Source organism: Lacrimispora amygdalina (assembly GCF_003432035.1).
Lineage (GTDB): Bacteria > Bacillota > Clostridia > Lachnospirales > Lachnospiraceae > Lacrimispora > Lacrimispora amygdalina.
On the sequence record NZ_QOHO01000053.1, the window covers coordinates 31114 to 44309 of the forward strand.

Consider the following 13196-nt stretch of genomic DNA (forward strand, 5'->3'; position numbering starts at 1 on the left):
ATTTATTTAATAACGCCTGTGGCAGTTACTATTTTATTCGCTTGTCGCTCACTCTGGAAAGCTTCATGCCTGCCTCCTGAATAACCTGGACAATGAGGACAAGGATGGCTACTGTTATAAACATCATCTGTGTCTGATAACGGTAGTATCCGTATTTGATGGCAATATCGCCCAGACCGCCTCCGCCTACAAAGCCTGACATGGCAGAATAGGAAAGAATGGTTGTGATGGATAAAGCTGCTCCTACTAAAAGAGAAGGCTTTGCCTCCGGCAGAAGAACCTTCCAGATAATCTGCATGGCAGATGCTCCCATGGACTTGGCAGCCTCAATCACCCCTGCATCCACTTCTTTAAAAGAGGACTCCACTACTCTTGCAACATAGGGCGCAGAAGCGATCACCAGAGGCGGAATTACCGCTTTTGCCCCGAGAGTGGTTCCCACAATCGCTTTGGTAATGGGGATTACCATAATCAGAAGAATAATAAAAGGTACGGAACGAAGCAGATTAATAATCAGCCCCAGCGTTTTCTGCAGCCAGGGAATGGGATAAATTCCATCTTTATCCATGACAATGAGAACAATTCCTAACGGAATTCCGATTAAATAGGCAAAAAAGGAAGAGGTAAATGTCATGAATAAAGTTTCCCATATTCCTAATTTCAGCATCTCTATCGTCGCAGCATCAAAGGTCATAATCCTTCACCTCCTCAAAATTAATCTTTGCAGTCTTCAAATAATTTAAAATACGGTTCTGGTCAATCTCTTCTTCGGGAAGCTGAATCACCATCTGCCCCATGGCGGTGCCTCCAATATCCCTTGTTTCCGCATGCATAATATTCACCGGCACCTTGCAGGCAAGTATCATATTGGAAAGAACCGGTTCAAAGGACGAACGTCCGTCAAAGGAAATGCGGATTCTTCTGTTATTTCCAAACCCAATTACCTGTTCCGCCGCATCTCCAAGAATCAGCTGTCTTCCGATTTTGGATTTGGGTCCGGAAAAGATGTCAGTGACGCAGCCAACTTCTGCGATATGACTCTGATCAATGATTGCAACCCGGTCACAGATCGCTTCTATAACCGTCATCTCATGAGTGATCACCACAACGGTAACTCCCATGTTTTTATTGATTTCTTTTAAAAGCCCCAGTATGGACTTTGTGGTATTGGGATCCAGCGCACTGGTGGCCTCATCGCAAAGCAGAATCTTGGGGTTTGTGGCCAGCGCTCTTGCTATGGCAACTCTCTGCTTCTGGCCTCCGGAAAGCTGGGAGGGATAGGCTTTCGCCCTTTCCTTCAGACCAACCAGCTCCAGCAGTTCCATGGCTCTTTCCACTGCTTCCTTTTTCGAAACATTGGCAATTTCCAGAGGGAAGCATACATTCTGAAGCACATTTCTCTGGGCAAGTAAATTAAACTGCTGAAAAATCATGCCCATGGATTGTCTTGCCAGCCTCTGCTGCCTGGAACTCATGGCTGAAAGACTCTGGTTTTCAAAAAGCACATCGCCGGATGTGGGAACCTCTAAATAATTGATACAACGGACGAGGGTGCTTTTACCGGCTCCGCTTAAACCGATAATTCCAAATATCTCCCCCCGTTCAATGGATAGATTGATATCATCTAATGCTTTAATGGGACCGTTTGAGGTTTGAAACTCTTTCCCCAGTCCGACCAGCTGAATAATAGGCTCTACTGACTGCATGTGTCAATTCCTTTCTTTTTATGTACAAAAAGGCCGCAAGCCATGCACAGACCTGCGACCTGAAACTTCCGCATATGCGGTTTCCAGAAAACTCCAATCACATTCTATACAAATGAATTCCTTTATCGGTTTTTTACGCATCCGGCGAAACAACACATCATCATACACATGCCGTTCATCTGATCCATATTCATCTGCATAGCTGTTAACCGTCTCATGGCAGCCGCTCCTTTCCCTAAATCCTACGGATATAGTAGGTATATCTTTATGAGGCGTATTTTACGCTCTCTTATCCGATTTGTCAATAGTTTTTTTAATATGCGGAAAACTTTACTTATGAACAGAGATCCACGATTACCTGGGCAAATATCTTTGCACTCACCAGAAGTTCATCAATCACAGCGAACTCGTCGGCACCATGCATGCGGTTGTCCGTTCCCGGCAAAGATGCTCCGAATGCAACACCGTTCTTAAGTTCGTGAACATAGGTGCCACCTCCCATAGAAACGCACTCTCCCTTTAAACCGGTATAGGATTCATATGCATTCAGCAGTGTTTTTACAAATACTGAATTTCCGTCAACGTGATGAGGCGGGCGCATGGAATCATTATGCAGGGTAAATCCCTTATCTTCCATATTCTTTCTTACTACCTCAAGCACGCTTTCCTTTGTTGCACAGATGGGGCAGCGGCTGTCAAAGGTTCCGGAAAGGCCGGTCTCTATTACTTCCAAAAGACTGAAAGCCAGAGTTAATTCACCTGAGATTTCATCGCTCATGGCAATGCCCAGGGCTTTCCCTTCTGTATCTCCATGAGGAATCAGCTCCAATAGACGGCCGAGCATGGTGATCTGGGGACATTTTGCAAAAGGAAGTCTGGTTAGATAAACCAAAAGACCGGTTAATGCATTATTGCCCTCTTTTGGTGTGGATGCATGTGCACTCTCCCCTACTGCGGTTATGTGAGCTTTATCACCATCAAAAGCCAGTTCGTAACGGACTCCGGTTTCATTCTCACATTCAGCTGCTGTACGGCTTAATATTTCTTTGTCAAAACCGGCAACTACAGCATTCGCCTTGCCCGGTACAACATTTACCTTAAGGCCTGCTTTGATGCTCACCAGCTTTGGAAGGGCATCGGACGGCTCCCAGTCTGCAGTGAAATGACCATTCAGTCCGCCTTTTTCCGTATTCACTACAGGAAATGCACCATCTGGTGAAAACGTCATGGGTGCTTCCTTTTCAATGGAGTAATAATGGGCAATATCGGAACTGCCGCATTCTTCATCTGTGCCAAGGATCAGGCGCACATTCTTCTTTAAAGGAATGTTTAACTCCTTCACTGCCCTCATGGCATAAAGTGCCGCTACAGCAGGTCCCTTATCATCGGAAGTTCCTCTTCCGAATAATTTATCTCCTTTTACAACCGGCTCAAAGGGTTCCGTCTCTTTCCAGCCCTCTCCTGCCGGTACCACATCGAGATGAGCCAGAATATCAAGCTGATGTTCCTGATCATTTAAATCGGCTGTTCCCACATAATTATCATAATTGGTAATGGTAAATCCATAAGAGTCCGCCATATCAAGGGCTTCCTCCAGTGCATGAAATGCGCCAGGACCGTAAGGCATTCCCTCTTTGTAAGGCATTTTCTCACTGTTGATTCTGCAGAGCCTGCAGATATCTTCAATCATCTCCTCCTTATGAGAATCGATGTACTGGCCAATCTCTTTCTTATACATAAATCCGCACCCCTTTCTGCTTTTATAACTATTTACTATTTCATCATGGCTGCAAGTGTATCATTTACTACCTTGCCGTCTGCTTTTCCTTTTACCTTAGGCATGAGCACCTTCATGATCTTTCCTTTGTCTGCAGCAGTGGGTGTTTCAATTCCCAGTTCCGCCAGCACGCCGCCGATGATCTCCTTAATCTGGTCTACTCCCATGTCCTCCGGTGCGAACTCTTTATATACTGCAATCCGGAATGAAGCTTCTTCTTTTATGTCGGTACGGTCTGCCGGTGCCTGTTCAAGTGTCTCCTGAGTCTGTCTCAGTTCTTTTTTCACAACTGCATCTGCTTCTTCTTCCGTAATAGGAGTATGATCCTTCTTATCAATCTCAAAATTCTTAAGAGCGGAAAGAAGCATGGATAACGCATCTTTTCTTGGCTTATCCTTAGCCTTCATCGCTTCTACCATTGCCTGTCTTACTTCATCAATTCTACTCATTGTCTGCTGCCTCCTTGTTTTTATACATTCCCAGGTCCTTCTCTTCCTGATTAGTTATGTCCGAATTCAGAAAGTCTGAGGCCTGGATTGCGGTCCAGTACCATTCCCACGCTCCAGCTGTTAACAAAAAGCAGAAGCGGGTTGTCTTTTAAGTCCTTAATACGTTTCATATCGGATGTGCCCTGAATCTTTGCTACATCCACCTCAGCGCTGTTTTCTACCCAGCGGATATATTCATATGGCAGCTTTTCAAGCTTCACTTCCACGTTGTATTCATTCTCCAGGCGGTAGGTCAGCACTTCAAACTGCAGTTCTCCCACGACGCCTACAATAATCTCTTCCATTCCTGTATTAAACTCCTGGAAGATCTGAATGGCACCTTCCTGGGCGATCTGATTCACACCTTTTATAAACTGTTTCCTCTTCATGGTATCAATCTGGCGCACTCTGGCAAAATGCTCCGGTGCGAAGGTGGGAATACCTTCGAATTGGAATTTTTCATTTGATTTACAGAGGGTGTCTCCAATGGAGAAAATTCCGGGATCAAATACACCGATGATGTCTCCGCCGTACGCCTCTTCCACAATCTTTCTGTCCTGCGCCATCATCTGCTGGGGCTGGGATAAACGAAGTTTTTTCCCTCCCTGCACGTGATTCACTTCCATACCGGCATCAAACTTTCCGGAAACAATCCTCATGAAAGCAATCCGGTCTCTGTGAGCCTTATTCATATTTGCCTGAATCTTAAAGACAAAAGCAGAAAAATCCTCGTCAAAAGGATCAATCACTCCGGTTGTTGTCAGTCTGGGAAGAGGTGAGGTGGTCATCTGAAGAAAATGCTGTAAAAATGTCTCAACACCGAAATTGGTCAGTGCAGAGCCGAAAAAAACGGGGGATAAATCTCCTCTGCTGACCCGTTCCATATCCAGTTCGTCACTGGCTCCGTCAAGTAGCTCGATCTCGTCCATCAGCTGTCTGTGGAAGGATTCCCCGATTAAAGCGTCCACCTGGTCATCGCCTAACTGAACCTCCGTGGATTCCACTTCCTTTTGACCGTTCATGGCTGCCTTAAAGGTGGTAATGGTACCCTTAAAACGGTCATAAACCCCTTTAAAATCTCTTCCGCAGCCAATGGGCCAGTTCACCGGACAGGTTCTGATTCCAAGAACGGACTCAATCTCGTCCATCAGTTCAAAGGGATCTCTCGCCTCCCGGTCCATCTTATTTATAAAGGTAAAAATAGGTATATGTCTCATCACACAAACTTTAAAAAGCTTAATCGTCTGCGCTTCCACACCTTTGGAACCATCAATGACCATGACAGCAGAGTCTGCCGCCATCAACGTACGGTACGTGTCCTCAGAGAAATCCTGGTGGCCCGGGGTGTCTAAAATATTAATGCAAAATCCGTCGTAGTTAAACTGTAATACGGAGGAGGTTACGGAAATACCTCTTTCCTTTTCGATCTCCATCCAGTCGGAAACCGCATGTCTTGATGATTTTCTTCCTTTTACAGAGCCGGCTAAATTAATGGCTCCTCCATATAGAAGAAACTTCTCTGTCAGCGTGGTCTTTCCCGCATCTGGATGGGAAATGATGGCAAATGTTCTTCTCTTCTTTATTTCTTCTGCAATATTCACAAAAATAATTCCTCCAATTATACGTCTGAGTCCTGTCTATTGTAGTATGATTCCAACCATAAGTCAAGATTCACTCTGGCAGTTGGAATATGGAATTTTTCCTGCTACGCATGAAAAATCTCAGATAAGAGACGGTGTGCCACTTCTTCTTTTGTCATCTTTTCAAGAGCGGTCTCCCGGTCTTTCGTAATAATGGTAACCACATTGGTATCCGTCCCGAATCCGGCGCCTTCCACCTTTAAATTATTTGCCACAATCATATCGATTTTTTTCCGTTTCAGCTTTTCCCTGGAATTTTCCAGCATATTCTCTGTTTCCATGGAGAAACCGCAGAGGAATTGCCCTTCCGGCTTGTGCTCTCCAAGCCATTTTAAAATATCTTCCGTCCGTTCCAGTTCCAGAGATAAGTCCCCGTCTTTTTTCTTGGTTTTCTCTGCATTCACATGTTTTGGACGATAATCTGCAACGGCTGCCGCTTTGATCACCGCATCCTGGTCCATTGCTTCTTTTTTCACAGCTTCAAACATGTCTGCGGCGCTTTCCACCTCAATGACCTTCACAAAGGAAGGTTTTTTAATCTCTGTTTTTCCGGTTACAAGCGTGACGAAAGCTCCCCTTAAAGCTGCAGCCCTGGCTATTGCATATCCCATTTTTCCAGTGGAAAAATTAGTGATATAGCGGACCGGATCAAGGGCTTCCCTGGTTGGTCCTGCTGTAACGAGAATCCTCTTTCCTTCCAGATCTTTTTCATATCCTGCTTCTTTTTCGATGTATTCAAACAGCGTTTCCGGTTCCGGCATCTTACCTGCACCCACGTCTCCGCAGGCTAAATATCCCACTGCAGGAGTGATGACTTCCATTCCATAGGACTGGCAGATCTTTATATTATCCTGTACAATGGGGTTCTCATACATGTTTGTGTTCATGGCAGGCGCAATGATCTTTTTACACTTACATGCCAACACCGTGGTAGAAAGCATATCATCTGCCAGTCCATGGGCAAGCTTTGCAATTACATTGGCACTGGCGGGAGCTATCATCACCACATCCGCTAATTTAGCGATGGAAACATGCTCTACCTGAAACTGAAAATTACGGTCAAAGGTATCAACCAGGCATTTATTGCCGGTCAGGGATTCAAACGTTATGGGATTTATAAAATTAGTGGCACTCTCAGTCATGATTACATGGACGTTGCAGCCTTTTTTCACCAGCATGCTGGCAAGCCCGGCTGTTTTATAAGCAGCGATGCTTCCTGTAACGCCCAGAATTATATTTTTTCCTTTCAGCATAAAAGCCTCCGTTGTTTTTCCATTAAAAATATGATACTCTACAGTATAGCACAAGAAAAAAAAGTTGGAAAGGAGTTCTCTCCATGATTTTAGCCATCGATATCGGAAACAGTAATATCGTCATAGGCGGCATAGACAGCAGCAAAACTTATTTTGTTGAACGGGTGAACACCAATCACAGAAAAACAGAACTGGAATATGCCGTAAATATAAAGGACATTATGGATCTTAACAGTTTTTCGCTTTCCTCCATTGAAGGATCAATCGTATCCTCGGTTGTCCCTCCCCTCACTGAGGTTATCCTCTCTGCAGTCAGAAAACTGACGGGCAATACACCTCTCCTTGTGGGCTCAGGAATGAAAACGGGCCTGAACATTAAAATGGATAACCCAAAGACAGTGGGAAGCGACTTAATCGTAGATGCCGTTGCCGCACTTAAGAATTTTACCCCTCCTATTATTGTAATAGATATGGGAACTGCAACTACCGTGTCCGTGATTGACCAGCAGGGGAATTTTACAGGAGGTATCATCTTTCCCGGTCTCAGGGTTTCTCTGGATTCCTTAAGCAGCCGCGCTGCCCAGCTTCCTTATATCGGCTTAGATAAACCCGGCAGAATTATTGGTAAAAACACCATTGACAGCATGAAAAACGGCATTCTGTACGGCAATGCGGCCATGATTGACGGTATCATTGACCGAATGCAGGATGAGATACAGATGAAAGCCAGCCTTGTGGCAACAGGTGGTCTGGCATCATCGGTCATTTCCCTCTGCCGTCATAAAATACACTATGACGATGCTCTGCTGTTAAAAGGTCTGCAGATTTTATATGAAAAAAACAGGTAAAATAAAAGCGCCCAAAAACTGGAAATAAATTTTAATTCGGCAATCGTATAAAAGCCCTCGAATAAGTACATCATTTCTATGTAAGAGATTAAAATGATGCGGAGGGAAAGATATGTCTGGATACAAAGTAGAGATTTGCGGCGTCAATACTTCCAAACTGCCTCTTCTGAGCAATGAGGAGAAGGAAGTTCTTTTCAAGCGGATACTTAACGGAGATAAAAAAGCCAGAGAAGATTACATCAGGGGAAACTTAAGACTGGTTCTCAGTGTCATACAGCGTTTTTCCGGCAGCAGCGAGAATGTGGACGATTTGTTTCAGATCGGCTGCATCGGTCTGATCAAGGCCATCGATAATTTTGACATTACGCAGAATGTCCGGTTCTCCACTTATGCAGTGCCCATGATACTGGGCGAGGTACGGCGTTATCTTCGGGATAATAACTCCATCCGTGTCAGCCGTTCCCTGCGTGATACTGCTTATAAAGCAATTTACGCAAAAGAAAACCTGATGAAAAAGAACTTAAAAGAACCCACACTCATGGAAATAGCGGATGAAATCGGTGTCAGCAAGGAAGATATTACCTATGCACTTGATGCGATTCAGAGCCCGGTAAGTTTATATGAACCGGTTTACTCAGATGGGGGAGATCCTCTGTTTGTCATGGACCAGATCAGTGACAAGAAAAACCTGGAAGAAAACTGGGTTGAGGACATCTCTTTAAACGAGGCCATGAGAAGACTTCCGGAACGGGAACGTCATATTATCGATATGCGTTTCTTTGAAGGCAAAACACAGACGGAAGTCGCGGAAGAGATCCATATCAGTCAGGCTCAGGTCAGCAGGCTGGAAAAGAACGCTCTTAAAACCATGAAAAATTATCTTTCATAAACAGCTTTATGTGAAACTCACATAGCATAAGCCCACCTTTTTTCAAAGGCAGGCTTAGCTACATAATCTTTTATTCGAACCTGACAATTTCTTTTTTCAGCCTCTTCATAATCTTTTTCTCAAGCCTTGATATGTAAGATTGGGAAATGCCAAGTAAATCCGCCACTTCCTTCTGCGTCATCTCTTCCCCATCCTCATCGGAAAGGCCAAACCGCAGCTCCACGATCTTGCGTTCCCTGGGACTTAACCGGCTGATTGCGGTGTTCAGGAGATTTCTTTCAACCTCTGTTTCCAAATCTTTATAAATTACATCCTCATCCGTACCAAGGATATCTGACAAAAGAAGCTCATTTCCATCCCAATCCACGTTTAAAGGCTCATCAATGGACACTTCCATTTTTGTCTTATTATTTCTTCTTAAATACATGAGTATCTCGTTTTCAATGCAGCGGGAAGCATAAGTTGCCAGTTTTATATTTTTTGTTGGATTAAAGGTATTGATTGCCTTTATCAGCCCGATGGTACCTATGGAGATTAGATCTTCCACGCCAACACTGGTATTATCAAATTTTTTAGCGATATAAACGACCAGGCGGAGATTGTGTTCAATCAATTCTGATTTCGCTCTCTGGTCCTCGTCTCCTCCAAGAAGTGCAATAATCTGGGCCTCTTTCTCATTATCCAGGGGTGCAGGCAGAATATCCGCACCTCCGATGTAATGGATCTCCCCCTGAGACGGCATCATCAATGTTCTGAATGTAGGAATTGCTTTAAACTGAAAACGATTTGGTACAGATACTTTTATAATCATGTCGACACTCTCTCCTTTACATCATACAATTACTCATCGTGCAGCAGCATCTGATAATCTCCGCTTGAGGACAGCGCCTTTTTGCAGACAGCAATCAGAGGCTTTTCAATTATTTTTACATCATCCCCCTGGCGTACCTCCATCTCGTCTAAAAAAATACCGGGCATGACTCCGTTTGATTTCCCCACACTTCCGAAAGGGATATAAACCACTTCAGAAACACTTTCACAGAGTTCCCGGACGGCTTCATAGGTCACAACGTGGACGGGACGGCGGCTTACCGGCTCATAAAGGCGGTTTCCTGTATCAAGAAGAGCAGTCACCCTCTTTTCCTTTCCTCTGTAATGCATGGTGACTTCATATAGATTGCTCTTTGCTTTCCACAGCCCCGGAAGCCATCGAAGCAAAACGCGAATTCCAAAATAGGATCCGGCTCCCAAAAAAATCAACTGGTAAAAAGGAATGGCCTTGCCTGTATTTCCTCTAAGAATCTGTTCTATATAATAGCCGGCCTTCGTATGCTGATATAGGAACTCCATAATTCCTCCTACAGCCACGGAAGCCAGATAAAGGGCTATTACTCCTTTTCCGATATCTTTGGGTCTTTTTAAGTCGAAAGCCGTCACTACCATCAGGGTACTGACTCCCAGATAAGTAACTGCCATCTCAGGCAAAACAGGCAAATATGGAAAAGCAGCGGCAAACACGGCCCACGCTGCTCCCAAAGCTGCCCCCAGAATCAGCCTCCACCGGATCAGACGGTACTTCATCCCCCGTCTTACGATGGACAATACCAGAAAATCCATGGTAAAATTAATAAAGAACAACACATCTATGTACAGGTTAAGTTCCGTTGCTGCGTTCACCTCCCGCCCTGTAGGAACATTATAGCCAGTTATCCATTCAGAATTTGTCAAAACCACGGAAAAAATTCCACTTTTTCATCGTCTTTTTCCAACCTGCTGTGTCAGTTCCCGACAGTATTTTACAGTCCGGATCCGATATTTTTGTCTTACTCTCTCTTATCTGGAGATTGGGGCTTCCAATCCCGGACAGCAAAAAAACAGCCGGACACAGTGGTTTTTTCCGTGTTCGACTGTTTTTTCATACAATATTATATTGTCGATTTTTTATAAAAGGATTAAGAAAGCTGTGAAAGCCGTTCTTTCACCTGCTCCATCATCTGAGCATACTTCTCAAGCTTTGCCTTTTCTTCTTCGATCTTGGCCTCAGGCGCCTTGCTTACGAACTTCTCATTGCTTAACATGGTGCGCACACGCTCCAGTTCCTTATTAAGGCGTTCCTCTTCCTTCTTCAGGCGTTCAATTTCTTTCTCAACATCAACCAGCTCTGCAAACGGCATATAGATGACAGCCTGGTGAATCACTGCTGAAACCGCGTCTTCACCGATCCCTGCCTTATCCTTCTGTATGCATACCTCACCTGCATATCCAAGAGCAGCAAAAAATACTTTGCTTCTCTCAAAAATATCCAGAACGTCCTGATTTTCAGAAACTACGTATACCTTTGCTTTTTTGCTGGGGGGAACATTCATGGAGGTTCTCACATTTCTGATACCCCGTACTGCTTCCTTTATGGTTTCTACCGCCAGCTCATCCGCCTCAAATGCAAATTCTTCCCTGTATTCCGGCCATTTTGATATCATAATTGACTCTTCTTCCTCCGAAAGATTGCAGAAAATCTCCTCAGTCAGGAATGGCATATAGGGGTGAAGCAGCTTTAAGGAATTGATTAAAACAGTTTTTAATGTCCATACGGCTGCATTCTTTGTGGTATCTTCTTCGTTCCACAGCCTTGGTTTCACCATCTCGATGTACCAGTCGCAGAATTCTTCCCAGATAAAATCATATACCTTGGAAAGAGCGATTCCAAGCTCATATTTATCCAGATTTTCTGTTACATCCCTGGCAAGAGTATTGGCTTTTGATAAAATCCACTTATCCGCCATGGTGAGCTCAGTAAGCTGTGCTTTTGCATCAGGAGCCTTTTCAATATTCATCATGATAAACCGGGATGCATTCCATACTTTATTGGCAAAATTTCTGCTTGCCTCTACCCGCTCCCAGTAAAAGCGCATATCATTGCCCGGTGCATTACCGGTAATCAGTGTCATTCTAAGGGCATCTGCGCCGTATTTATCGATAACTTCCAGAGGATCAATGCCGTTTCCTAAGGATTTGCTCATTTTCCTTCCTTCGGAATCTCTAACCAGTCCATGAATCAGCACAGTATGGAAGGGAAGCTCCCCTGTCTGCTCAATTCCGGAGAATACCATGCGGATTACCCAGAAGAAAATAATATCATAACCGGTTACAAGAACGCTGGTGGGATAGAAATATTTTAAATCTTCTGTATTTTCCGGCCAGCCAAGGGTTGAGAATGGCCAGAGAGCAGAGGAAAACCAGGTATCAAGGGTATCTTCATCCTGCGTGAAGTGAGTACCGCCGCACTTGGGACAAACATCAGGAGAATCTTTGGAAACAATAATTTCATGACACTTATCACAATAATATGCCGGAATCCGGTGTCCCCACCAGAGCTGTCTGGAAATACACCAGTCCCTGATATTCTCCAGCCAGTGAAGGTAGATCTTATCAAAACGCTCCGGAACGAACTTCAGCTTTCCGGTCTTTAATGCCTCGATAGCCGGTTTTGCCATCTCTTCCATCTTAACAAACCACTGCTGTTTCACCATAGGCTCTACCGTGGTTTTACAGCGGTCATGGGTACCGACTGCATGAGAATGGGGAACCACTTTAACCAGAAGTCCTGAATCCTCTAAGTCTTTAACAATGGCCTTTCTGGCTTCGTAACGCTCCATACCGTTATATTTACTGCCTGCAAGACAAATGGTGGCATCATCATTCATGATTGTAAGCTCAGGCAGCTGATGTCTTCTTCCCACTTCAAAGTCATTGGGGTCATGAGCCGGGGTGATCTTAACGCAGCCGGTTCCAAATTCCTTGTCTACATAGGAATCCGCAATGACAGGAATCTCCCGGCCGGTAAGCGGAAGGATTAACATCTTACCGATTAAATCCTGGTAACGCTCGTCATCGGGATTTACCGCTACTGCCGTATCACCTAAGAGCGTTTCCGGTCTTGTGGTTGCTATTTCCACGAATCTTCCTTCCTCACCTGCAATGGGGTAGTTAATATGCCAGAAAAATCCATTCTGGTCTTCATGTTCTACCTCAGCATCGGAAATAGAGGTCTGACAGACAGGACACCAGTTTACAATCCTGGAACCTTTATAGATATAGCCTTTTTTATACAATCTGATGAAAACTTCCTGTACTGCCTCGGAACAGCCTTCATCCATGGTAAAACGCTCTCTGTCCCAGTCAGCAGAGGATCCCATCTTGTGAAGCTGATTAATGATCCGGCTTCCGTAATCTTTTCTCCAGTCCCAGCATTTTTCCAAAAAGCCGTCCCGTCCTAAATCTGCCTTTTCAATCCCCTGGGCTCTTAAGCTTTCAATTACTTTTACTTCTGTCGCAATGGCTGCATGATCCGTACCCGGCTGCCATAAAGCCTCAAAGCCCTGCATCCTCTTATAGCGGATCAGAATATCCTGCATGGTATTATCAAGGGCATGCCCCATATGAAGATGACCGGTAATATTGGGCGGGGGCATCACAATGGTAAACGGTTTTTTATCCTTATTTGGTTTGGCATGGAAATACTTTTTGTCCAGCCACTTCTGATAAAGTTTGCCTTCAATCCCTGAAGGATCATAGGTTTTCTCCAACTCTTTCATAAT

11 protein-coding genes are annotated in these 13196 nt (G+C 44.5%); 2 read left to right on the top strand and 9 right to left on the bottom strand.

The features are described from left to right. Positions 1-28: 28 nt before the first annotated feature. The 6 genes from DS742_RS16750 to coaBC all read right to left on the bottom strand — a co-directional run bounded on the left by DS742_RS16750 (position 29) and on the right by coaBC (position 6864). Positions 29-694, bottom strand: coding sequence for a methionine ABC transporter permease (locus DS742_RS16750; protein WP_117418129.1), 666 nt, complete (start codon positions 692-694; stop codon positions 29-31). After that, the gene (locus DS742_RS16755; RefSeq protein ID WP_117418130.1) at positions 684-1706 is read right to left on the bottom strand and encodes a methionine ABC transporter ATP-binding protein; all 1023 of its coding nucleotides are present in this window, start codon (positions 1704-1706) and stop codon (positions 684-686) included. Before DS742_RS16755 ends, DS742_RS16750 begins: the two co-directional genes overlap by 11 nt. A gap of 334 nt (positions 1707-2040) precedes the next feature. Continuing rightward, positions 2041-3444 carry a dipeptidase PepV gene (gene pepV / locus DS742_RS16760; protein WP_117418131.1) on the bottom strand — a complete coding sequence of 468 codons (1404 nt, stop codon included), beginning with the start codon at positions 3442-3444 and terminating at the stop codon, positions 2041-2043. Between the two features lie 35 nt (positions 3445-3479). Next, positions 3480-3932, bottom strand: coding sequence for a GatB/YqeY domain-containing protein (locus tag DS742_RS16765; RefSeq protein WP_117418132.1), 453 nt, complete (start codon positions 3930-3932; stop codon positions 3480-3482). 50 nt (positions 3933-3982) lie between these two features. Continuing rightward, on the bottom strand, positions 3983-5572 hold the full coding sequence (locus tag DS742_RS16770) for a peptide chain release factor 3 (protein ID WP_117418133.1): 1590 nt from the start codon (positions 5570-5572) through the stop codon (positions 3983-3985). A 104-nt stretch (positions 5573-5676) separates the two neighbouring features. Further along, entirely contained in the window at positions 5677-6864 is a 1188-nt protein-coding gene (coaBC, locus tag DS742_RS16775) for a bifunctional phosphopantothenoylcysteine decarboxylase/phosphopantothenate--cysteine ligase CoaBC (RefSeq protein ID WP_117418134.1), read from the bottom strand. 83 nt (positions 6865-6947) lie between these two features. Between coaBC and DS742_RS16780 the strand changes: the two genes are divergently transcribed. After that, complete coding sequence (locus DS742_RS16780) at positions 6948-7712, top strand: type III pantothenate kinase (RefSeq protein ID WP_117418135.1); 765 nt, start codon at positions 6948-6950, stop codon at positions 7710-7712. A gap of 112 nt (positions 7713-7824) precedes the next feature. Further along, complete coding sequence (gene sigG / locus DS742_RS16785) at positions 7825-8601, top strand: RNA polymerase sporulation sigma factor SigG (RefSeq protein WP_104439381.1); 777 nt, start codon at positions 7825-7827, stop codon at positions 8599-8601. Positions 8602-8671: 70 nt separating this feature from the next. On the opposite strand, the gene sigE is transcribed toward sigG, so the two are convergent. The 3 genes from sigE to DS742_RS16800 all read right to left on the bottom strand — a co-directional run bounded on the left by sigE (position 8672) and on the right by DS742_RS16800 (position 13193). Beyond that, positions 8672-9412: an RNA polymerase sporulation sigma factor SigE gene (gene sigE / locus DS742_RS16790; RefSeq protein ID WP_117418136.1), complete on the bottom strand. Its 741-nt coding sequence runs from the start codon at positions 9410-9412 to the stop codon at positions 8672-8674. A 29-nt stretch (positions 9413-9441) separates the two neighbouring features. Beyond that, the gene (locus DS742_RS16795) at positions 9442-10278 is read right to left on the bottom strand and encodes a sigma-E processing peptidase SpoIIGA (RefSeq protein ID WP_242996545.1); all 837 of its coding nucleotides are present in this window, start codon (positions 10276-10278) and stop codon (positions 9442-9444) included. Between the two features lie 275 nt (positions 10279-10553). Next, the gene (locus tag DS742_RS16800) at positions 10554-13193 is read right to left on the bottom strand and encodes a valine--tRNA ligase (RefSeq protein ID WP_117418138.1); all 2640 of its coding nucleotides are present in this window, start codon (positions 13191-13193) and stop codon (positions 10554-10556) included. Between the last annotated feature and the right edge of the window lie 3 nt (positions 13194-13196).